The organism is Acidiferrobacterales bacterium (genome assembly GCA_028820695.1).
Taxonomy (GTDB): domain Bacteria; phylum Pseudomonadota; class Gammaproteobacteria; order Arenicellales; family JAJDZL01; genus JAJDZL01.
The window spans coordinates 45,712-69,282 of sequence record JAPPIB010000049.1 but is presented as its reverse complement, the minus strand read 5'-3'; the positions used below and the strand labels follow the sequence as shown (position 1 = coordinate 69,282).

Here is a 23,571-nt window from a genome sequence, read left to right as displayed (position 1 = left end):
TTTCGAGACCGCATTGCGAGGTGTCAATAGTCACAACTTACACCTCACATGTCGGATAATGCTTGACCTGTACATCATCATAAGAATTTTGAGGAGATTGAACGTCTGTGATCGGTACCAATCATAGCTGGGTGCTCGCCTCGTATCCCGAGGGCATGCCGGATGTCAGCAACTGGCGGCTTGAAACATCTGCAATCACAACTCCCGATGACGGTCAGGTTCTCGCACGTGCACTGTATCTGTCTGTTGATCCCTACATGCGCGGTCGGATCAGTTCCAAGCGCGGATACGCGAAAGGCGTCGAACTCGGCGACGTGATGATCGGCGGTGCCGTTGCCGAAGTCATCGAGTCCAAACACCCACAATGGAATACTGGCGACCTCATCGAATCCTTCAACTTCGGTTGGCAGGAATATTCGATCCTGGACCCCGAGACGGCAACCCGCGTCGACCCGGATGTCGGCCCGCCACATGCCTGGCTCAGTTATATCGGGATGCCCGGCATCACTGCCTGGTGCGCGCTGAGAAATGTGGGCAACCCGGTCAAGGGCGACACCGTCCTGATTTCAGCTGCATCCGGTGCGGTCGGGCAAGTCGCGGGGCAACTGGCGAAAGCAGCTGGCTGTCGGGCAGTCGCGGTTGCGAGTGCAGACTCCAAACTCGATTGGTGTCGAAAGCTCGGATACGACGCGGGTGTGAACTATCGCTCAGCAACCAATCTGACAGAAGAAATTGCAGCAGCCTGTCCCGACGGTATCGACATCTTCTTTGACAATACGGCAGGGCCAATTCATGACGCCGCCATGAAAAATCTCGCTTTAGGCGCAAGAATCATAGTTTGCGGCACAATCAGTCTGGCAGACAAGTTCGATGCACCCGACATGGGTGAGAGATTTTTGCGGCAGATTCTCGTCAGTCGTGCGAAAGTGAGCGGGTTTTTGGTGTTTGATCACCTCTCCCACTACGATACAGCACGCAGGGAACTTGCCGATTTGGCAAGTAATGGCAAACTCAGGTTCAAAACTGACTTCATGGATGGGATACAAAACATGCCCGCTGCCTTTCTCAAACTTCTGCATTCAGAAAACATGGGCAAACAACTCATTCGAACGGAATTTGCCAAAGGCTTGCCGGAATGACCGACCGCAGAACCAACAACTGAAGCGATGACCTTTCAGAAGTCGGTCTTGACACCGCCTTCCTCAATTCTCCGTTTCCGAAAATCTTCCAGTTGTTCCCGTATTGCCGGATCAATCGGCGGTTCCTCGTATTGCGCAAGCAAAGCCTTGTACAAAGAATTCGCGTGCTCCACCGCCTGTGGCGACCCAGCTTCACTCCAGGTTTCAAAGTTCCTCCAATCCGAAATCATCGGCGTGTGAAACGCGTCACGATAACGCTCCTGCGTGTGATCAGTCCCGAAAAAATGTCCACCGTGGCCGGCCTGAACCATCGCATCGATACCGACTTCCGCTTCGTTGATCGGTATTGGTAAAAGATACTCCGAGATCATCTGCAGCAGCTCAGCGTCAAGTACGAACTTTTCGAATGAAGCGGTGAGTCCACCCTCCATCCAGCCCGCTGAATGGAGTATTAGGTGAGCGTGGCCGTTGATGGCACCCCAGAGTGAGAAAACCGATTCGTAAGCTGATTGTGCATCAACCGAGTTCGCCGCATTGGTGTTTGAAGAGCGAAACGGCAGCTGATAGCGTCGGGCTAATTGACCGCTTGCCAACGCCGCTTTCATGTACTCAGGTGTTCCGAATGCAGGCGCGCCGGAGCGCATGTCCACATTTGATGTAAATCCGCCATAAACAAAAGGTGCGCCCGGTTTTGTCAGTTGCGAAATGACCAGTCCTGAAAGAACCTCCGCGTTCTGCTGAGTCAGGGCACCACACAACGTCACCGGCGCCATTGCACCGGACAACGTGAACGGGGTGAGTACAACGACTTGATTGCGCAGCGACATCTCGATGATGCCAGTGACCATGTTCGCGTCCAGACGCAAAGGTGAATTTGAGTTGATGATGGTATGCAGACTCGGTTCCTGACAGAGCTGCTCGTCGTCCACCCCACGGGCAATCTTGACGATTTCGAAGGCATCCAGGTTTCTTTGCCGGCCGAGTGAATAAGCATGAAATACCTTGTCCGTCATCACCGCAAAATCAGTCAGACACTCAATGTGGCGAATCGAAGGATGAATGTCAGTCGGCTCAACCGGATAGCCGCTGACAAGATGAATGATATTCAGCTGCTGGGAGAGGCGCACAAAATCACGGTAGTCACGGTGATTTCCGGCCCGCCGCCCGCGGTCCAGGTCCGATGAGTGAGGTGCGCTGCCGACCGGAGCGAAACAGATTTGATCGGTCCCGAACTCAATCGTATTGTCGGGATTTCTGGCGTGCAGCTTGAAACTGCTGCGTGTGGTCTTCAGGCACGACTCTACCAGGCCCCTGTCGATCAGGATCAGATCGTCCGCCTTTCCTCGTGTCGCGCCCCCGCGCAACAGCAACTCGCGACCCTCCGCAGACATCACTTCCACTCCAACCTGTTCCAGCACCTTCAGCGAGGATTCGTGGATGAATTCGATTTCGTCTTCCGACAGCGCGCAGATTGGCGGAAATCTATTGCTGACCCGCCGTCGGGGCTGCTGCTCGACTTTTTGACCAGCACCAGTCGGCAGCCTGCGTCTTGACTTTCTTTGCTTTGGCAATTTCGTCCTGGTTTTACCTTGTAAACTGGAAGTCAGAGTCTATATGGTTGTGAGAACACTGCGGTTCAGCATCAAAACTTGGTGTATTATTGTATTGGAACATATTCGTACGGAGGCGAATAGACTTGATGATGTTCAGATTGATCAACTCATTGGTCCTATCGTTGTTTGCGTCTGCGTTACTGGTTTCCGTTTCCGCAGCCCAGGAAACAGCCAGCACTATCGAAAACGCGAACGACGAGGTTACAGAACTTGCAAACGCAAGCAGTGGACAATCTACTGTAATTCAACTCACCGACCCCGATCTTGCTGCGGCCGACGACGAAGAACCGGATTGCGAGTGACACACTTCATCCGGCCGGACTTGAATTCGGCGCAAATTCTATTCTGAGGCGCTTTGTGGGGACTTGACGTAATACAACAGTATTGCGCCCAAGCCAAAAAGCACGATCACCGAAAGAATCGAGTTTCTGGCCCCGAACATTGCCGCGGTCCAGCCCACCAGAAACGGCCCGATCACCGCAGCAGATTTGCTGATCATGTTATAGAATCCGTAATATTCTCCAGCTCTCTCGGGTGGAATCATCTGTCCGTATAGTGACCGGCTCAACGCCTGAATTCCGCCCTGCACCATTCCGATCATCGCCGCGAGCACGAAAAACTCCGCACCGCTCTGGATGAAATACGCCCAGATTGTCGCAACCACATAGACCAGTATGCCGATATAGATACCGGTTCGCGGACCGACTCGCTGGCCCAGTTTGCCGAATATGATGGCGGCGGGAAACCCAACAAATTGAACCATCAGCAACGCTGAGATCAGATCATTGGCATCTAGTCCGATCGACAATCCATAGTCAACCGACATTCTGAACACCGTATCGACACCATCAATGTAAAACCAGTAGGCAAAAAGAAAAATCACAATGGTACGCTTGGTGCGAATATCCCGAACAGTGTCTCTCAGCTGTCGCAGGCCGACTGAAACCGAATTCAACGCACCTTGTGACTGTTTTGACGGAGTTTCCTTAACGAATACAATGAGAGGAATGGAAAATATCGCCCACCAGACCGCGACGCTGACAAAGCTGTAACGCACAGCTTCACCGGCGTCCGCGAGACCGAAAAATTCCGGCTTAAGCACCATGAATACGTTGATGGCGAATAGAATTCCACCGCCGAGATAACCAAGTGCAAATCCGAACCCCGACACCGAATGGATTCTGTCGTTACCCGAAGCGACTTCAAGCAACAGGGCATCGTACAACACGTTCGCCCCGGAAAAGCCAAGCGAACCGACTACATAGAGCACGATCGCAAGCTGCCAATATCCATAACTGACCAGATACAGGCAAAAGGTGGAAAGAATTCCGACGAACGCGAAAGCAACCAATAATTTCTTCTTGGCACCTGCACGGTCGGCGATCGCACCAATAATGGGGGCAAGTATGACAATGATCAGACTGGAAATTGAGGACGCAACACCGAGTCTGAATGTAGTCTCGACACTTTCGGCATCGACTGACCAGAACTCCCTGAAGAATATCGGGAAAAACCCTGCAATGACTGTAGTGGCGAATGCGGAATTCGCCCAGTCATACATCGCCCAGGAAATTGTCTTTTTCTCAAAATATTCTTTCATCGAACCCGACCGCCCTTTCAGTTCCGCAACACAACACCGGACGAATCGTACGGTACTTCCGGCAATACTCGTGCTGATACCCGCTTTCCGACTACGTCTACCGAGTATTGCGTTGTCTCATTCAGCGACGCAATGTCAATGTATGCCATTCCCAGACTCTTGTTCACCCAGTGGCCGTAACAGCCAGATGTAATGAATCCAACACGACAACCTTCGCCCCAAACAGGCTCGAACTGCGTCACGTCAGCGTCGGTTGAGTCAACTTCCAGCAGAACCAGCCTCTGTTCGGGTTTGGTTTCGCGCTGATCCATCGCCGCCTGCCGCCCGATGAAGGTGGGTTTATCGAAGTCGACGAATCGATCCAGTCCAGCCATGGCAGGTGTGTAGGCGCAGGTGAATTCCCTTGACCAGGCACCATAGCCTTTCTCAAAGCGTAAACTCGTCATCGCGCGAAACCCGAACGGTTTCAAGTCATGATCCGCACCTGATTCAACCAGTCTGCGATACAGCAACTCTTGATGTTCGGCCGGTACACTGATTTCATAGCCGAGTTCCCCGGTTACCGAAATACGTCCGATTACGGCCTTGACTCCGTCAAATTCAAACTCTCCACACCTTAGAAAAGAAAAATCCGCATTCGAGAGCTTGCTTTGCAACAAATCCTCAAGCAACTTTCTGGAGTTCGGACCGGCGATCGAAATTCCGCTGATCTCGCGGCACAAGTTTCTGATCTTCACGCCGTTTTCTGGCAGGTGATGAAGAAACCAGCGCATGTGCCAAGACTGAAGATAGTATGAACCCAAAAGCCAGAAGCGGTCTTGACCAAGACGCATGACTGTCAAGTCACCCATCAGACGACCACTGGGCGCGAGCATCGGTGCAAGTCGTATCCTTCCCACACTTGGCAGACGGCACGCAAGGATATTGTTCAGCCACTTCTCGCTCCCGGTTCCGGTGACCTCATAGCGAGAAAAGCCTGTGATGTCGACAATACCGACAGCACGTCGAACTGCTGCCACCTCCTGACCAATCAGGTCGAAGGCGTTTGACCGTTTCAGTGTGGGCGTCTCCTGAAAATCGGGTTGACCCGGAGCAAAGAATAAAGGAACTTCGAGATCCCACAGACAACCGAAAACTGCATCTTGCTGTTTGAGATTGTCATAAATCGGGGACGTGACAAGCGGTCGTCCTGCTGGAAGTTCCTCGTTCGGATAGGTCAATACAAACCGTCTGGCATAAAACTGCCGCGCAGTATCAGCCAGATATCCGGGTTCGCTCGCAAATTGTCCATAACGTGCGACATCCATTCCGAAGACATCCGCTCCCGGCTCCCCGTGCACCATCCATTGTGCCAGCGACAAGCCAACACCGCCGCCTTGGCTGAAGCCGGCCATGACCCCGCAGGCGACCCAGTAGTTGTGCAAGTCCGGTACGGGCCCGACAAGCGGGTTTCCGTCCGGAGTGAAGGTGAACGCACCGTTCACCCAGCGTTTGATCCCGACTTTTTCCAGCATCGGATAGCGGGCAAAACCCTTGCTCAGTTGCGGTGCGATCCGATCAATCTCCTCCGGAATGAGTTCCATGCCGTAGTCCCACGGTGCGCCTTCAAGATTCCAGATTTTCGGATTCAACTCATATACCCCCATCAGCAGGCCATTGCGCTCCTGTCGAAGATAGGTAAATCCATCGAGATCAAGTATCGATATAAGGCCCTCATCCCGTGCCACAATCTCCGGTATGTCTTCGGTCACAAGATAATGATGCTGCATCGGCGTGACGGGCAGATCGACACCGGCCATCCTTCCTACTTTTCGTGCCCATAGTCCGCCGGCGTTCACGACGTGTTCAGCGACGATCGCACCGTGTTCGGTGATAACATCCCACGCGCCTTGCGGGCGATAGTTCAGTTCCAATACCTGGTTTCGCACAATGATTTCGGCACCGCGCAGCTGCGCCGCTTTGGCATAAGCCATCGTGGTACTATGAGGATCAAGGTGTCCTTCATATTCGTGCAACAGTCCGCCATGCAGATCAGAGGTGTCCATAAGCGGAAACATGTCCTTGATCTGTGACGGGGTGATCAGTTCAGGCTCAATTTCCATGGTCTGAAAGATTGTCCGCATATACTTCAGATGCTCCCAGCGCGCAGCGCTTGCCGCAAGCATGATGCCGCCGCTTCTGACCGCGCCGATATCCTGACCACTCTCACGCTGAATTTCCTCGTAGAGATTGATCGTGTAGGTCTGAAGACTTGAGATATTGAGATCGTTGTTCAGCGGGTGAAACCCGCCGGCAGCGTGCCAGGTAGAACCTGCAGTCAGCTCCTTTCGCTCGATCAGGGCGATATCGGACCAACCTAGTTTGGCAAGATGATATAGAACACTGGCACCAACGACGCCCCCGCCAATGACAACCGCTCGATAGTGATTTCTCATGACCATTGAAAGCGTTTACGCCGCTTCGGAAAGTAATTGCGATCAGTGCACATTATTCTATTGGTATCGAACTGGAATTACGTTATTATTCCAGACCGGACCTTCCAAATCCAACTCTAGCGGAGAAGTTTCTTGCGGCTCGTTTCCCTCACCTGCTCCAATACTGAAATCGTCTGCGCTCTTGGGTGTGGTGACCAGATCGTCGGTGTCGACAACCACTCCGACTATCCCGAGGAGATTGTCTTGAGACTGCCTCGGGTGGGACCTGACCTGAATATCGATATCGACGCAGTAGCAGCCCTCAAACCTGACTTGGTGCTGGCATCGCTGACCGTGCCAGGGCACGAAAAGGTCGTTGCAGGACTGGAATCGGCCGGACTGCCGTTTATTGCGCCTGAACCATTGAACCTTGAGGACGTTTATCACAACATTCGTACGATCGGGGAGCTGCTGGATGTCCCTACCCGCGCAGACAATGTGATCAATGATATGCGTGAGACCATCCAAGGCAACGCGACCGCACAATCCGCGCCGAGTCTCATCGTTCAATGGTGGCCCAAACCGGTCATTGCCCCGGGAAAGAATTCCTGGGTACAGTATCTCATGGATGCGGCCGGGCTCATCAACCCTCTCGCACAAAGAGATGTGAAGAGCACGCCTCTGACCGATGAGGAAGTCAGGGATCTCAACCCAGATGCTGTCGTAATCTCCTGGTGCGGTGTGCAGTTTGACAAATACCGACCGAAAGTGGTGTATCGCAATCCTCTATGGCAGGAAACCAGTTTTGTCAGAAATCAGAATGTATTCCGAATTTCCGAAGCACATCTTGGCCGGCCGTCACCGCGACTGATGGACGGATTTATCGAACTGAAGAAAATTGCCCGTCAACTTGATGCAAAGCCGCGGTAAGGTGGCGCTCAAGTCCCCGTCCATTGCGCTTGATTGACTTTTTCGGATTCCAGAACCGCTTGCAGCAACTTCCTGAAACCCAACGCATCAACGACACTGGCGAGTTCCCGAATGGAGTGCATCGCAAACTGGGCAACACCGATGTCCACGGTCGGTATTCCAATCTCAGATGCGACAATCGGGCCGATCGTTGTCCCGCACCGGATATCGTTTCTTGAGATAAAGACCTGATGCGGAACGTTGATGCTTTCACACAGTTTCCGTATGCAGGCAATCGATTCGCCGGACGATGCGTAGTTTTGGTTGGCATTGACCTTGATCACCGGTCCGCCGCCGATTGCCGGCGCGTGCTGCTCATCATGCTTGTGCGGATAGTTCGGATGAATACCGTGTGCACCGTCAGCCGATACAAGCAGTGACCGACCGATCACTGTCGGATCCAGTCCGACTGTCCTTTGCAGTACAGACGCCAGAAACGGTCCGTCCGCCCCGGAATCAGACATGCTTCCAACCTCTTCGTGATCGCTGCAGACCAACAGGCAGAAGTTGTCTGTCTGCGCCTCGGCGATTGCAATGGCACCTGCGTGACAACTCAGCAGGTTGTCAATTCTCGCACTGGAAATCAGCAAACCGTCCGTTCCCAGTCGCTCCGGTGGATTCACATCGTACAGGCTCAGGTCGTGACCGAGCAATCTCTGACTGTCATATCCGGACTCGGTGAGGTCTTCCCCAACCGAAAGGAACGCCTCTAGGGAATCGACGTCGTCGGCTATAACCGGATTCAGATGAGCTTGACTATCGACTTCCTGGCGGACATTCGCATCCCGTTCCAGATGAATCGCGATGCTTGGTATGACTGCGAGCGGGTCGGCCTTGTGAATCAGGCACTTTCTGATTCCGCTCGCCCCATCGTCGAAAAAAATACGACCAGCAATCGAGAGGTCGCGATCAAACCAGGTCCTCAAAAGCGGCGAGCCGTAGACCTCCACGTTCAGCTGTCGGTAACCATGTCGTTTCAGAACCGGATCGGGTGCGAGTTTCAGACAGGGGCTGTCGAGATGCGCACCGATGGCCCGTATACCTGCGGAATCAGCGGGATTCCGTCCACAACGAAATGCGATGAGGGAGGTGTCGTTCCTGGTGACGTAGTATTTACCTCCGGATTCGAGACTCCACTTGTCCTGTTCTGACAGGCGTATGAATCCAGCACTCTCAAGAAGATCAGCCAGACTGCTTGACGCATGGTAAGGAGACGGTGAGCGATGGATGAAATCAGCGATTGAGTCGCCGTATAACTGCGGTGACTCGGCAGTCGAAACTGTTGCCATATCACTCCTTTTCATCAGACCGGCTCCCGAGGGAATCGACCGATGCGAAATCAAACAGATTCCGATCAACCAGTTGTGAGGGCGAGATATTTTGCAGGCTTCGGAATATATTCTCGACCCGACCGGGGTATTCCTTGTGCCACTCACTGAGCATTTTCTTGATTCTCACACGCTCCAGTTTCTCCTGCGACCCGCACAGGTTACAGGGGATGATCGGGAACTGTCGTTTCGCGGCATACTTCTGAATGTCAGATTCCTTGCAATAGGCCAAAGGTCTGATCACGATATTCCTTCCGTCGTCACTTCGCAGCTTGGGCGGCATCGCCTTGATCCTGCCACCGTGGAACATGTTCAGAAACAACGTCTCGACGATGTCATCCCGATGATGGCCAAGCGCAATCTTGTTGAATCCGTGCTCATCCGCAAAATTGTAGAGTATTCCCCTTCGGAGACGTGAGCATAGGCCACACATCGTCTTACCCTCTTCAATAACATCACGCACGATACTGTACGTATCCGCTTCAATGATGTGATAGGGAATATTCAGTGACTCGAGATATTGAGGCAGCACATCGGGTGGAAATCCTGGTTGCTTCTGATCCAGATTCACCGCCTCAACTTGAAAATTCACCGGTGCGCGCTGCTGAAGATCTTTCAGGATATCCAGCAGGGTGTAGGAATCCTTGCCGCCGGACAGACAGACCATGATTCGGTCCTGGTCCGAGATCATGCCGAAGTCCCTGATCGCGTTTCCGACTTCTCGCTGTAATCTCTTGCGAATTTTGTTGAAGTCGTAACGGTCCCGAGGCGAATCAAAACGCGGTGGACTTGCCAACTCGACAGAACTTACAGGGCGATTGTTCACAGAAAGACTCATTGGTTAGAACCCTGAAGTATTTTACAGAATGTTTTGTATCTCTCACCCAATTGCACGTCATTCAAATTCTGCAATCCACAGGAATGCATTGCTTCCGATCAGTAACATCAGGCTCATGGCAAGACTAGCGAAAGTTCGATGATTCTCATCCGGTCAGAGGTCGATTGACACCTGTTTTCCGCAAACGGATTGCTGACAGTGATCCGAAAACGCACAGGAACACGTTGGCAATGGACAAGTTGAACACCCTTCATCTGGGGAGGAGTGTATTCTTGAATCTGTCGATTTTCAGGCAAAACTGCGGGGACTGATGTCGGAAGTCGCGGTAACCCAGATTTATGAAAGTCTTGAAAACCGAAATATTGAAGCCGTCTATACTTTCCCACTCCCGCTTGACGCGGTATTGCTGGAATTGTTAAGAATTATCGGACTGATCAACGGAAATAATATGAACTATGCGATACGGGACAGCGGTCTCAATACTGGTGCTCGACAGATCAGGGGTTAGTGACATTTCAGTCTTGCTGGGTATGCCAGGTAATCAAGTTACGAGACAGGCGGTGCCTGGCATGTTTGGCTGGCTGAAACGAATGCAGCACGGTGAACCTGTTAGTTCAGCGATTTTTGGTGTCAACCAAACACTGATTTTCATCTTGTGACGCACCAGACTCTCACAGACTGCCAGGAAGTTTGAGAACAAGACGGATTACGGATAAAGTTACGCAATAGACAATGAATTCTAAATATCCAATCGAAATTATTTGCGGCACTATGTGCGCGCTGTGTATTGGCAGCCGGCCAGTTTTTCAAGGTCGGCGGCCCGATTCAAGGTAAAGAATATGTCCATAAAATTTCTCCATACTTCTGACTGGCATATTGGGCGCACTCTATACGGGAAAAGGCGCTTCGCAGAATTTGAGAATTTCTTTGCCTGGCTGGTAGAGACGGTGAAAGAGAACAGCATCGATGTGCTGCTTGTCGCGGGTGACATATTCGATAACGCCACGCCGAGCAACCGAGCTCAGGAAATCTATTACGACTTATTGCATCAAGCGGCCGCATCGAAATGCCGCCACATCGTCATTATCGGCGGCAATCACGATTCACCGACGTTTCTGGATGCACCGAAGAGCTTGCTAAAGTCGCTCAATGTTCACGTGGTGGGCAGCATCACACCAGACACGCCGGAAGACGAAGTGCTGGTTCTTTCCGATGAACAAAATCTGCCCGAAGCGATCGTATGCGCTGTGCCGTATTTGAGAGACAGGGATATTCGTACTGCAATACCTGGTGAAAGCATTAAAGATAAAGGGAAAAATTTGATTGAGGGAATTCGGCGCCACTACCAGCGAGTCGGACAAGTCGCCGAAGAAAAACGACGTACATTGAATGTTGATGTGCCCATTGTCGGTATGGGACACTTGTTCGCAGCGGGCGGGAAGGTCGAAGATGGTGATGGTGTCCGTGAACTGTACGTTGGTTCACTGGCTCATGTGTCAGGCGGGATATTCCCAAAATGCTTCGACTACGTTGCACTGGGTCATCTTCATATCCCACAGCGGGTCGGGCAACAAGAAACCATTCGTTACTGCGGCTCACCTCTGCCAATGGGGTTTGGAGAAGCCGGGCAGCAAAAAGTTGTCTGTATGGTTGAATTTGAAGGCACCGCTCCATCGGTTACACAAATCGAAATACCCGTTTTCCAAGAATTGAAACTTCTAAAAGGGAATTGGAATGACATCTCGCAGGGCATCGCAGATCTCAAGGCTGCTGGAAAAAATGTCTGGCTTGACGTGGTGTACGACAGCGCTGAAGTCCGCGCCAGCTTGCGCAATGATTTGGAACAGGAGATAGACAACAGCAAAATTGAAATTCTTCGGGTGAAAAACAATCGCAACATCGGCGTTAAACCACCTGACCTAGGTAACGAAGGAAAACTTCCAGAACTCGAACCCAATGAGATTTTCAAACAATGTTTGGAGGCGCATCAAGTTCCGGACGAACAGATCTGTGATTTGCGCGATGCTCACAAAGAGATTCTTGCTTCTATCGTTGAACAGGACACGATGTCCGTATAAGGAGGCAAAAATGCGAATACAGCAGATACGATTCAAGAATCTGAATTCATTGGCCGGTGAATGGACAATCGACTTTAAAAACCCGGCATTTGAAGCGGATGGCATCTTCGCGATCATCGGTCCCACCGGGGCCGGCAAATCCACAATACTCGATGCGATATGTCTGTCGCTTTATGGAAGCACTCCGCGTCTGAACAAGGTCACCAAGAGTACCAACGAGATCATGTCGCGCCAAACGGGCGAATGTTTTTCTGAAGTCACGTTCGAAACCCAAGAAGACCGCTTCCGCTGCTACTGGAGTCAAAGGCGGGCCGGCAACAAACCGGACGGAAATCTCCAGGCACCTCAGCATGAAATCTCTAAACATGATACCGGCGAGATTCTGGTAACAGGCATAGCTGGGGTTGCAAACAAAGTTGAATATTTGACCGGCATGGACTTTAGCCGATTCACTCGCTCAATGATGCTTGCGCAAGGGGATTTCGCTGCGTTTCTGAATGCCAAGCCCAAAGAGCGAGCACCGATTCTGGAGCAAATTACAGGGACTGAAGTTTATAGCGACATTTCAATAGCGGTGCATGAGCGAAGAACGATTGAGCGGTCTAAACTCGAAAAGTTGAAATTTGAGTTAGAGAATATCCATGTACTCACGCGAAAAGAAGAAAAAAGAATCAGGCGTAAACTTCAAGCGAAACAAGCAAAACTCCGTAAAGTCACTGCAAAAATCGACAAAACCGGCAAGGCGATTCAGTGGCGAGAAACAATCGACCAGTTAGAGAAAGTAATAACCGGGTTGAAGCAAAGTCTTGAGGAATTGCAAATCGAGATTGATAACTTCGCTCCGAAAAAGGTTAGACTCAAAAGAGCAAATCAAGCTCTTCGACTCGCAGTTGAATACCAAAAACTCTCAGGTTCTCGTCAACGTCTTCAAGGACATCGGGATTCTGTCGAAGAAAATTCTTCTCAGATTCGAGTTTTGGAGCCTCAGGTTGAAAATTTGAGTGCAAAGCTTAAGGAAGCGATAAAAGTATTCGAAAAAGCAAAAGCAACACAGGAAACTATAGCTCCTGTGATCACTGAGGTCCGACTCATCGACGATAGAATTCGCGTCATGCGAGATTCGATTCAAAGTTTGATAAGCAAAATCCACACCATGCAAGAAGAGATCGAGTCGTTAGACAAGCAATTTAATGCAGAAAAAAAGGAGCTCAATTCAATCGAGGAACAAATTGAAGCGACCGCCGCGTATCTGAGAACTGACGAAGCTGATAAATGGCTGGTCGAAAATCTACAGAGTGTCAAAGCTGACATAAGCAACCTGAACCGAGTATCTCGAGACATCCAAAACAATATCAGTGAACACGATGAACTTCGCGGAGACTGCGATGAAGCGAAAATATTGCTTCACGAGAGGAAGGAGTCGTTAAGCACTCTTGAGAAGACTTTGAAAAGAGAACAGAACAATTACGATGAAAATCGACTTCAGCTTGACCGGTTGCAGGTGCAGATTGACGCAAACAATACCAGTGTTGTCTTGGGAGAACTTCAAGCAAAACTCAAAGACGGCGAACCTTGTCCGGTTTGCGGATCAACAGAACATAAAGATGAGAAAGATCTGCCAGAATTTCCCAGTCATGTTCTCGACTCTGAAGAAATCAATTCTTTGATCAACCAACGTGAGGAACTTAAGGAAGAAATCAAAAAACTCGAAGAGATCACTTCCAAGGCATCCAATGCGGTTTCGGCCGCTGAATACAAGGTTAAACTATCGTCGCAGGATATCACTGCCAAACAAAGCAGTCTGCTGAAAATTCGACGGAAACTCGAAGAACTTCGAACTGAATATGAAATCATCGAATCGAACATCCTTGATCAACTCAAGCCCTTGGGAGTTGTAAGCATTCCTGAAGATGCCATAGAGCTTTACGTTGAGCTCATCGAGAGGCGAGACTCTTGGACAACCCATGTAGAAAGAAAGATCAAATTGCAGGAACAGCGTACGGAAATACAGGCCAGGATCGATGGATTGCAAGCCAAATTGAACGACCGCAAACAATCGGTCGATGAGCTTCAAGATTCTTTGGATAAAGAAGAAAGAAAGTGTTCCGCGAAAGAGCGAAAACGACAAGATCTGTTTGGTGACAAGAACCCTGATGAGGAAGAAGAGGCCTTGAGACAAGCTGTTAAGCATGCCGAAGAAACCAAGCAGAAAGTCGAAGAAGAATTCAGAGAAAAAGAAAACGAATTGCTTCAGGCAAGAACTAAGGAAACTACCCTGTTAAAAGAGATCGCCAATGAGGAATCAAATCTGCAAGAACTGGAACCAGCATTTGAAGTCGCGCTTAAGACGCATGGTTTCACAGATGAGAAGGATTTCTGTGATGCCAGGCTGACTCAGCACGAGATTGGGATTCTCGAAACTGAATTTAATGATTTGAACGAAAGGAAAGTTTCCCTTGAGGCTCAAATCAAGGACGCGGAGTCGAAATTACGGACGGAAAAAGACAAGAAAATTACGGACAAGTCACTTGAAGATCTTCAAGCGCGATTGGATGAGTACAAGTGCGTGGTAAGAAAAATAAGTGAAAGAATCGGCGCACTCGAACAGAATTTGGAAGACAACGAGAAAGCGAAGGAGGGCTGGAAGATAAAGAAAGAGCAAGTGGACGCCCAGCAAAAAGAGCATGACAAGTGGAATAACCTGCACGCCATCATTGGATCGGCCGATGGAAACAAGTATCGCAGTTTTGTTCAGGGACTGACATTTGAAGTGATGATCTACTATGCAAACGAGCAACTGAAGAAAATGACAGATCGTTATGTGCTGACTCGCGAGGAACACCAGCCATTGGAAATCAACGTCATCGACAACTATCAGGCCGGCGAGATCAGAACCGCGAAAAATTTATCGGGCGGAGAAGGCTTTATTGTCAGCCTGTCGCTGGCACTCGGCCTGTCACACATGGCAAGCCAAAACGTCAGCGTCGATTCGCTGTTCCTTGATGAAGGATTCGGAACACTCGATGAGGAAGCGCTCGATATCGCTTTAGACACGCTGACCGGATTGCAGGCGCAAGGCAAACTGATTGGTCTTATTTCTCATGTCCCCGCCCTTCGCGAAAGGATAAACACCCAAATCCGAGTCACCCAGCAATCTGGAGGGAAAAGCCGCATTGACGGTCCAGGATGCAAAGGGATCAACGTTGCTTATTGACACCTATAGCGCAAATTGTGGCATATCACTGCCCGGCAATTACTGGCATCTGCAGCCATTCGAAACCAAAACCCCGATCTCGCTTAGGCGAGGAGATCATTACCGAAGAAGCAACTTGCACAACTGAATTGTCTCTGGAACGTGTCTCTGCAATTAGAGTATTTGTTGCTGGACTGTCATGCAAGAAAAAATCTGGTTCAGGTAAATTATCCTGTTCGTGCAAACTGCCATACTGTGGCTGTATTGTTACCGGTTCATCTTTATTTGCATCAGATAGAGTCAAATACCATCCGTGCTGACTGGAGTCGACAATCAAAGAACGCAAGTCCATTTCGCCTGTACGAAATTTGCGGAGTTTTTCCACTTCGGTTCCAACTACCAAATATTGACAATCTGTCCCATTGTCTTCTACCGCTACCGCGATATAGCGCCCCCCCCCTATTCGGTCTCTCGCTTCAAAAACTTGCGGACCGTCGTACTCAAATAGAGTCGACTTGTAACGAATATTCAACATTTGATTTTCCATGAAACAATTTACCAGCGAATACGCATATCGCATTTGACGAATGGCCACCAGATATGGTGAAAAGAACAAGACCCCGTTTGTTGAATCCTCGCCGCACCACTTTTCAATTTCACACGACAAATCATATATTTGCGAAATTTGGGCAGTTTTTTCATTTATTCAGACGCATCTTTTGTCGTATGAACTGATAGTCCCAAGGCCTGACACTCTGATACCCCATAAAAATCAGCAGTTGGATTTTTCGCTCGTTGCGATTTGAAATCATCATTTGCTGGCTGTTCTTGTCGCACTGGTCTGAAGATGAATCGATAATTCTCGATACTCTCAGCATCTGCGGGTGGGCATCCAGCGGGAAGATTTTCGCGATACTTCATCCGCTGCAGTCGCTGTCAATTACAAAATTCATAAACTCCTGCAGTAACTACTTGCCCCCTCAGGAGGTGTAAAATTGAGGGGTAAGTAGTTACAAGAAAAGAACCCAAACTATGCATTGGATCGCATTGGCTATCGTGTGCACTGCGCTTGTCGTAGTCAGTTACTATTCTCCAAAAGTCGGTTTCAGCCTGCTCGGTGCAGTGGGTGCGCTCGTCGCAACGCTTTACTTTCTGAACCTGGATGAATCCTCAACCGCAGGTTTTCCGATAGAAAGGGAATTGGTTCAGCTTGATGACGTGAAAGCTGAGGAGTCTTATGGCGAGAGCTGGGATTATTCGGGGCGCGTATCGAATTCTTCCAGCAAGGTTATCACCGATGTCCTGGTCAAGATAACCTTGCGCGACTGCCCCTCCGGTACCGAAACCGTGACCGACGAATGCCCGGTCATCGGTGAGCAGGTCGATTTTGTCGCGCTCAATGTCCCACCCCGCCAGGCCAGGGATTTTCAGGACAATATCAGTTTCAGGAACGCCGTCCAAAAAGGCATTCTGTTTTGGGACTTTGAACTGGTGGGCGTGCGCGTTACAGACTAGAATTGACTGGTTTTTTCAACAGTAAGGCTGGAACTCAAATTCTACACCCGCCAACGTCGGCTGTACAACAAAACCCCTTGTTGAACAGCGGCAACGGAGCCTGACGGAACAGGTACAATAATCTGCCATATTCAGCCTCACAGTCCCAAAGATAGTACTGCAATTCAACCGACATGAAACGAACACACGAAAGACCCAGCAATCAGCTGCGACCCGTTCGGATTACGCGGAGATTCACAAAGCATGCCGCCGGTTCAGTACTGATGGAAACCGGTGATACCCGTGTACTGTGCACAGCCAGCATCGACGACCGGGTACCCTTTCATTTGCGCGGCAAAAACCAGGGCTGGGTGACGGGCGAATACAGCATGTTGCCAGGGTCAACCATTGAGCGCAGTTCCAGGGAAGCGGCACGGGGCCGGCAAGGCGGCCGAACACAGGAGATTCAACGTCTGATCGGACGCAGCCTTCGCTCATGCATCGATCTTGAAATGCTCGGGGAACGATCGATCATCGTCGATTGCGATGTGCTTCAGGCCGACGGCGGAACCCGCTGCGCCTCGATCACCGGTGGATTTATCGCCCTTGCAGACGCAGTTCAAACATTGCTTGAGCACCGGAAAATCTTCGAAAATCCCATCCGGAATCATGTTGCCGCAGTATCAGTCGGAATGATCAATGACGAACTGTGCCTGGACCTCAACTACGCTGAAGATTCAAACGCTCAGACCGATATGAATTTCGTAATGAATGAGAACGCATGCTTCATTGAAATTCAAGGCACTGCGGAGAAGGATGACTTTTCCCTGCACCAGCTCATTGCCATGTCCGAACTCGCCAAGTCGGGGATCTCCACTTTGATTGATGCCCAGAAACAGGCGTTGCAGCAGTGACAATCCCCTCCCGAATCGTATTGGCGAGCAACAATCCAGGAAAGATTGACGAAATAAACCGCATGCTTCGCGACACCAGGATTCACGTTGTCTCGCAGTCTGAGTTCGGCATAGAAGAGGCGGTCGAGGACCAACCGACTTTCGTCGAAAATGCCCTGATCAAAGCCCGACATGCATCCGCGGCAGCGGGACTGCCAGCCATTGCTGATGACTCCGGCCTCGTGGTCGATGCAATCCGTGGCGAGCCAGGTGTAATCTCCTCGCGCTACTCTGATCCCGGCGCAAATGATGAACGCAACATAGCCAAACTTCTGGGTAAACTTAAACAGATGCAAGGCGACGATCGGAACTGCCGATTTCGCTGCCTGATGGTCTATGTCAGACACGTTGCTGACGCCTCCCCCCTGATCGCAGATGGCACATTGCACGGCCGCGTGCACGATCGGGCACAGGGCGACTACGGATTCGGCTACGACCCGGTTGTCTGGGTTCCACAGCTTGAGTGCACGCTGGCCGAACTTGCACCGAACGAGAAAAACCGGATCAGTCATCGGGGGAAGGCGTTGCGCAGCATGGTCGAACAACTACTGAACGAATACCACTGACATGACATTTGAACTCGTATTGCTTCGTCACGGACAAAGTGAATGGAATCTTGAGAACCGCTTTACAGGATGGGTTGACGTAGGCCTCTCACCGCGGGGTGTGGAGGAAGCGCGTAGTGCCGGAATCGCACTGAAGCAGGAGAATTATCAGTTCGACCTGGCCTTGACTTCGGTCCTTCGCCGCTCGATCGATACCTTATCCGAGGTATTGCAGCAACTTGGCCAGACAGACATCCCGGTGCAGCGCGACTGGCACCTCAACGAACGGCACTATGGTGCACTGCAGGGGCTCAATAAAGCGGAAATGGTGCAGATGCATGGACCGGAACAGGTACATCGATGGCGACGCGGGTATTCGATACGACCGCCGGAACTTGCACAGCCGCAATGGAATGAACTCAAAGCCGATCCCAAATACGCTCATCTCGATGCTGTACCCGCAACAGAGTCACTGGCGGACACCTACACAAGAGTTGTAAGATACTGGAACAACTCCGTCATGCATCAGATTCTGTCAGGAAAGAGAATCTTGATCGTGGCGCACGGAAACAGTTTGCGCGCACTGGTGAAATATCTGGACAATATCTCCGATGAGGAAATCACAACGCTGAATATTCCGACCGGAATCGCGCTGGTGTATCACCTGGACCCGGATCTTTTTCCGATCCGGCATTTCTATCTGGCGGACGATGCCACACTCGAAAAGTTCATCACGGAAGTCCGTAACCAGACCCAGACCTCCAATCCGTAACAAAACCTCAAGTTCTGATATTTTGCAATCCGTTCAGCACACAGCATGATCGACTGTCCCGACGTTGTGATCGTGGGTGCCGGAGCGGCTGGAATCTCAGCGGCCCATGCGCTGATCGCACAAGGCTACGAGATCACAGTACTGGAAGCATCCAGTCGAATCGGCGGACGGGTGTGGACCGATCAGGATACCTTCTGCATCCCCTGCGATATGGGTGCGCACTGGCTGCACTACGGATCCGACAATTTCTACAAGCACTACGGCGAGCGCAACGGTTTCGACATCTATCGCGACAATCTGAACGTTGCCTTGTACGACCGCGGCCATGCGGTCGACAACGGAACTGAACGGATCCCTGAGATTCTGAGATTGATGGAGCGGGCGATTGAGAAGTCCGCTGCCGCTGGAATGGATGTCTCGTTAAGTGACGCGACCAAAGACGTCGACCACCCTTTGACCTCGATGGCCGGATACATTCTCGGTCCATGGACCATGGGAAAGGAACTTGATCGATTGTCTGTTTTGGATTATGTGTCAATGAAGGACAGTGTGGACTGGTTTTGCCGAGAAGGTTTCGGCACCCTGGTTGAACACTACGGCACCGGACTTCCCGTTGCACTGGATACGACGGTCAGCACGATCGACTGGAGCGGGAAACGATTGCGGGTCTCCACGAACAAGGGAGAACTGCGCTCAAAGGCAATCATAGTTACAGTGTCCACAGGTGTGCTCGCATCCGGTGCGATTGCATTCAGACCGGCGCTCGCAGCGGAAAAACAGGATTCTTTTGATTCAATATCCATGGGCAATTACGAACACATCTGGCTTGAGTTCTCAACACCGATCGCCGGACTGAGTCCGGACACGTACGTGTTGAATCTGGCAGATCGACAGGATGGTACGTTCGGTGCGTCAGCCAATGTGTCTGGCAGCGCACTGACATATTTTGATGTCGGCGGGCGGCTCGCCCGTGATCTATCCGGTCTAGCGGAGGCAGACCGGATAGACTTCGCGCTTGATCGGTTGCGCTCAGTGTTCGGTGGTGAGATTGATCAGCTGTTCGTCAAGGGGTCCGCATCCTCCTGGTCAACAGATCCCTTGACTGAAGGGTCCTACGCCTCAGCTCGACCAGGCGCGTTTCATTTGCGAGATGTCTTGCGTGAACCTGTTGCTGACCGAATTTTCTTCGCCGGAGAGGCTTGTCATCAAACCATGTTCGCGTCAGTCGCCGGTGCGCATCTGTCAGGAAGGGAAACCGCCCAGCGGGTTTCGGGGATACTGGAGTAGTTTTTGTCTATCATGTAAAGATCCACATCAGATTAGGGAAGATCATGAAAAAGTTATCCAGCGCGATTGAGTTCGCATCCGCCGCAATTGTCCGGTACGCCTTCTTCATTGTTTTAGCCGCGGTATTGTTCCTTGGTTTGTCCCCGCTGGTCCAAGCTTCAGAAAAGCCACTCAAAATTGGGTTTATCTCCGCTAGCGAGATCGGGCCGTTTGGCTGGACATACAGTCACGATCTGGGACGAATGGAACTCGAAAAGCATTTCGGCGAAAGAATTCGAACCGCTGTCTACGCCGAAAACAACGCTGACGAATCAACTGTGGAGGCCGTCTTGCAAAACATGCTCGAAGACGGATACAAAATGATTTTCGGCCTGGCATATGAATACTCCGATCTGCTGCACCGCTACGCAAAACAGTATCCGGATGTGGCATTTGAAATATGCACAGGCAGCACAATCGCGCAAAACGTATCAACATATTCTGCGCGATTCTACGAGGGACGATTCGCCGCTGGAGCATTGGCCGCCAAGATGTCGTCGACAGGAAAAATCGGATACATAGGATCTGTCCCGATACCCGAAGTTGTCCGCGGCATCAACTCGGTCGCATTGGGTGCGAAACGAGTCAGTCCGGACAGCGAAGTGCTGGCGCTCTATATCAACTCTTGGTCCGATCCGGAACTGGAAATAGACGCCGCGCTATTCCTGATCTCGGAAGGTGCCGACGTATTGATCACCCATACCAACGCTCAACGTGCACTGGTTGTTGCTGAACAACACGGTATCTGGGGATTCGGGAAAGCGTCCGACATGACTTTCGTGGCTCCGAATGCCCATCTGGCAACCATCGCGAACGATTGGGGTCAGTATTACATCCATCGCGTCGATGCGATGCTTGATGGCTCCTGGGAGCCGATTCAAAACTGGGGTGGAAAGTTTGGACCGACAACAAAGTTGACCCACTACAACAAGGCACAGATCAGTCCAGATGTCATTGAGTTCGTCCAAACTATGGAAAACCAAGTCCGGTCTGGAAAACTGCACCCTTTTGCAGGACCAATCAACGGAATTCAGGGCGATTTGGCAGTACCGGACTCCAAAGTGCTCAGTGACACCGAATTACACGATATGAACTGGTATGTCGAAGGCGTACGCCTATACTGAGTCAGTCAGCAATACCCGGAACGGGGTATAGACCCGGTATCCTTTGCATCGTCAACCGCCGATGACATGGATCGGCTCACCCAGAACATCCAGATTCGGCTCGACGCCCAGTCCTGGTCGGGACGAGGCAGACATGTAGTCACCCTCCATCACCGGCGCACCCTGGGCGATTTGCGTATGCGTATACTCGTGAAAAGCGGATGACTGGAAGTGAAACTCTTTCGGAAGCGTATGCGCCAGATGCGCGATGGCTGCAGTCGCGATCTCACCACCCCAGGAGTCCTCTACAGTCATGATGATTCCGAGATTCAGACACAGGTCCCTGAACTGAGAGGCTTTCCACAAGCCGCCCACTCGGTTAATCTTCAGATTGATGGCATCCATCGCGCTTTCCTGCCAGCCTCGAATCACGATCTCCATGCTATCCATACACTCATCCAGGATCATCGGATGGTCACAATGCTTGCGAACCGCAAGGCATTGTTCATAGCTCAGGCATGGCTGCTCCAGATACAGGTCAACATCCCGAACCGCCCTGACGACGCGAATCGCATCGTGCTGCCGCCAACCGGTATTTGCATCTGCGTTGAGCACATTGCCTGGGATCAGTTGCTCTGAGACTGCGAAAATTCGTTCGATGTCCACATCCGCGTCCTCGCCGACTTTCATCTGAAACTGTGTGAAACCCTGCGTCTGGTAGTCATTCAACTTCGCCGCCATCGCGTCCGGCTGCTGACGGCTGACCACCTTGAACAGCTTCACCTTGTCCTGACGCATGCCACCTAAAAGACGGTAAACCGGTTGATCGGTCGCCTTCCCCAAAATGTCCCAACAGGCCATGTCAACCGCAGACTTTACGTACGGGTGTCCTTTCAGCAACGAGTCCATCCGATCATTGATCGCACCGAGTTCCAGTGGATTTTCGCCGATGAGATCCGGTGCCAACTGTGCAATGCCTGCCCTTGCACCTTGTGCATAGGCGGGAAGATATGCCGCGCCCAGCGGACAGGTTTCACCGGCACCTGATATCCCTTCATCGGTATCGATGATCACGATGGTGCTATCGAAAGCGGAATACGATTGGTTCGACCAGCTGTACGCACCTTCTTTCATTGGAAGATCAACTTGATAGACGGAGATCTTTTTTATTTTCATCCTGCCTCACCCCGCTGCGCGGCTGCGGTTCGGTGTCAGTGAACCCCAGACCGACGAAAGATCAACGTTTGGAACTGGACGCTCCAGGCTTAAGAATTTTCCAGACACAAAACAACACATCACGGTGTCGCGGTTTTGCAAGATCAACAATGAATGCTCTGATCAGTGTTGGGCAAGAAACGCGGAAAGAGATCGGTTAAATGCCCCAGACTGTTCGACATTGGAAAAATGTGCGGCACCTTCGATAATCTCAAGTGTCGAATCCTGAATACGTTCGTGCATGGCCTTTGATTCGCTGACCGGGGTGGCTGCATCCTGATCACCTACGATAATATGCGTCGGTGTTCGGACATGTTTCAGATCGTCAAGAAAATTGAAGTTCATGATCGCGTGACAGCACCCGATAAACCCCGAAAGTGGTGTATCGAGAACCTGCTGTCTGATTTCCTCAAACTCCCGTGTCGGGGGCTGGTTACGATATCGCTCGGTGAACCAGCGCTCCATTGCAGGGTCAACCATGGACTTCATTCCAAACCTTTCACTGGTTTCGACTCGCTTCTCCCATACCGGCAACATCTCTTGCGGCACTCGTGCCATCGTATCGCACAAACTCAGACTCAGAAGCCGGTCCGGGTGACGGATGCCGATTCCCTGGCCGATCATCCCGCCCATCGAAAGGCCAACCCAGTGAAATCGCTCAATTTCGAGCTTGTCGAGAAGTCCTACGGCATCATCTACGAGTTCATCCATTGCGTATTGGGCATCCGGTGCAGAAGAACCTCCGTGCCCGCGGGTATCGATTCTGATCACCAGATAATCCGGCTCCAACAACGGCAACTGGGTCTTCCACATGATGCCGCTGGACGCCAGGGAATGGCTCACTGCAACCACTGGACCTCGGGTATTCCCCGAAATTTCGTAGTGGATCTGGATGTTTCCTACATTGGCGAGCATGGTGTGTCGAGCGTAAATTCTTGATTGATACGGAAGCGTTTCAACGCGACGGTGCGATAAGTTCCAGGTTCAGCGA

General features: G+C 51.2%; 20 protein-coding genes. 12 read left to right on the top strand and 8 right to left on the bottom strand.

Annotation, left to right across the window (positions count from 1 at the left end):
* Positions 1–107: 107 nt before the first annotated feature.
* Complete coding sequence (locus OXI60_08025; protein MDE0309759.1) at positions 108–1,139, top strand: NADP-dependent oxidoreductase; 1,032 nt, start codon at positions 108–110, stop codon at positions 1,137–1,139.
* Between the two features lie 35 nt (positions 1,140–1,174).
* Here OXI60_08025 and OXI60_08020 read toward each other — a convergent pair whose 3' ends face one another.
* Positions 1,175–2,710 (bottom strand): trimethylamine methyltransferase family protein, encoded by a 1,536-nt coding sequence (locus OXI60_08020; GenBank protein ID MDE0309758.1) that lies wholly within the window; start codon positions 2,708–2,710, stop codon positions 1,175–1,177.
* 128 nt (positions 2,711–2,838) lie between these two features.
* Between OXI60_08020 and OXI60_08015 the strand changes: the two genes are divergently transcribed.
* Positions 2,839–3,054, top strand: coding sequence for a hypothetical protein (locus OXI60_08015; GenBank protein MDE0309757.1), 216 nt, complete (start codon positions 2,839–2,841; stop codon positions 3,052–3,054).
* 38 nt (positions 3,055–3,092) lie between these two features.
* On the opposite strand, the gene OXI60_08010 is transcribed toward OXI60_08015, so the two are convergent.
* A complete protein-coding gene (locus OXI60_08010) occupies positions 3,093–4,352 on the bottom strand; it encodes an MFS transporter (protein MDE0309756.1) in 1,260 nt (419 codons plus the stop codon).
* Between the two features lie 17 nt (positions 4,353–4,369).
* Entirely contained in the window at positions 4,370–6,787 is a 2,418-nt protein-coding gene (locus OXI60_08005; protein MDE0309755.1) for an FAD-dependent oxidoreductase, read from the bottom strand.
* Positions 6,788–6,919: 132 nt separating this feature from the next.
* Between OXI60_08005 and OXI60_08000 the strand changes: the two genes are divergently transcribed.
* A complete protein-coding gene (locus OXI60_08000; GenBank protein ID MDE0309754.1) occupies positions 6,920–7,696 on the top strand; it encodes a helical backbone metal receptor in 777 nt (258 codons plus the stop codon).
* 8 nt (positions 7,697–7,704) lie between these two features.
* Here OXI60_08000 and OXI60_07995 read toward each other — a convergent pair whose 3' ends face one another.
* Together OXI60_07995 and ttcA are read right to left on the bottom strand one after the other, a co-directional pair.
* Positions 7,705–9,039 carry a M18 family aminopeptidase gene (locus OXI60_07995; protein ID MDE0309753.1) on the bottom strand — a complete coding sequence of 445 codons (1,335 nt, stop codon included), beginning with the start codon at positions 9,037–9,039 and terminating at the stop codon, positions 7,705–7,707.
* Positions 9,026–9,901, bottom strand: a complete 876-nt coding sequence (gene ttcA / locus OXI60_07990; protein ID MDE0309752.1) for a tRNA 2-thiocytidine(32) synthetase TtcA — start codon at positions 9,899–9,901, stop codon at positions 9,026–9,028. Before ttcA ends, OXI60_07995 begins: the two co-directional genes overlap by 14 nt.
* Before the next feature lie 268 nt (positions 9,902–10,169).
* Here ttcA and OXI60_07985 point away from each other — a divergent pair, with 268 nt between their 5' ends.
* From OXI60_07985 to OXI60_07975, 3 genes are all read left to right on the top strand, one after another.
* Positions 10,170–10,409, top strand: coding sequence for a VIT domain-containing protein (locus OXI60_07985; protein ID MDE0309751.1), 240 nt, complete (start codon positions 10,170–10,172; stop codon positions 10,407–10,409).
* Between the two features lie 331 nt (positions 10,410–10,740).
* Positions 10,741–11,979, top strand: a complete 1,239-nt coding sequence (locus OXI60_07980) for an exonuclease SbcCD subunit D C-terminal domain-containing protein (protein ID MDE0309750.1) — start codon at positions 10,741–10,743, stop codon at positions 11,977–11,979.
* A 10-nt stretch (positions 11,980–11,989) separates the two neighbouring features.
* On the top strand, positions 11,990–15,193 hold the full coding sequence (locus tag OXI60_07975; GenBank protein MDE0309749.1) for an AAA family ATPase: 3,204 nt from the start codon (positions 11,990–11,992) through the stop codon (positions 15,191–15,193).
* A gap of 25 nt (positions 15,194–15,218) precedes the next feature.
* On the opposite strand, the gene OXI60_07970 is transcribed toward OXI60_07975, so the two are convergent.
* Positions 15,219–15,719, bottom strand: a complete 501-nt coding sequence (locus tag OXI60_07970) for a hypothetical protein (protein MDE0309748.1) — start codon at positions 15,717–15,719, stop codon at positions 15,219–15,221.
* 485 nt (positions 15,720–16,204) lie between these two features.
* Between OXI60_07970 and OXI60_07965 the strand changes: the two genes are divergently transcribed.
* From OXI60_07965 to OXI60_07940, 6 genes are all read left to right on the top strand, one after another.
* Entirely contained in the window at positions 16,205–16,687 is a 483-nt protein-coding gene (locus tag OXI60_07965; GenBank protein ID MDE0309747.1) for a hypothetical protein, read from the top strand.
* A gap of 173 nt (positions 16,688–16,860) precedes the next feature.
* Complete coding sequence (gene rph / locus OXI60_07960; GenBank protein ID MDE0309746.1) at positions 16,861–17,580, top strand: ribonuclease PH; 720 nt, start codon at positions 16,861–16,863, stop codon at positions 17,578–17,580.
* Positions 17,577–18,185, top strand: coding sequence for an RdgB/HAM1 family non-canonical purine NTP pyrophosphatase (gene rdgB / locus OXI60_07955; protein ID MDE0309745.1), 609 nt, complete (start codon positions 17,577–17,579; stop codon positions 18,183–18,185). Before rph ends, rdgB begins: the two co-directional genes overlap by 4 nt.
* A 1-nt stretch (position 18,186) precedes the next feature.
* A complete protein-coding gene (gpmA, locus tag OXI60_07950) occupies positions 18,187–18,936 on the top strand; it encodes a 2,3-diphosphoglycerate-dependent phosphoglycerate mutase (protein MDE0309744.1) in 750 nt (249 codons plus the stop codon).
* Between the two features lie 45 nt (positions 18,937–18,981).
* Complete coding sequence (locus OXI60_07945) at positions 18,982–20,223, top strand: NAD(P)/FAD-dependent oxidoreductase (GenBank protein ID MDE0309743.1); 1,242 nt, start codon at positions 18,982–18,984, stop codon at positions 20,221–20,223.
* Between the two features lie 44 nt (positions 20,224–20,267).
* The gene (locus OXI60_07940) at positions 20,268–21,386 is read left to right on the top strand and encodes a BMP family ABC transporter substrate-binding protein (protein ID MDE0309742.1); all 1,119 of its coding nucleotides are present in this window, start codon (positions 20,268–20,270) and stop codon (positions 21,384–21,386) included.
* 51 nt (positions 21,387–21,437) lie between these two features.
* Here OXI60_07940 and OXI60_07935 read toward each other — a convergent pair whose 3' ends face one another.
* A complete protein-coding gene (locus OXI60_07935; GenBank protein ID MDE0309741.1) occupies positions 21,438–22,541 on the bottom strand; it encodes a mandelate racemase/muconate lactonizing enzyme family protein in 1,104 nt (367 codons plus the stop codon).
* 162 nt (positions 22,542–22,703) lie between these two features.
* A complete protein-coding gene (locus tag OXI60_07930) occupies positions 22,704–23,495 on the bottom strand; it encodes an alpha/beta hydrolase (GenBank protein ID MDE0309740.1) in 792 nt (263 codons plus the stop codon).
* Between the last annotated feature and the right edge of the window lie 76 nt (positions 23,496–23,571).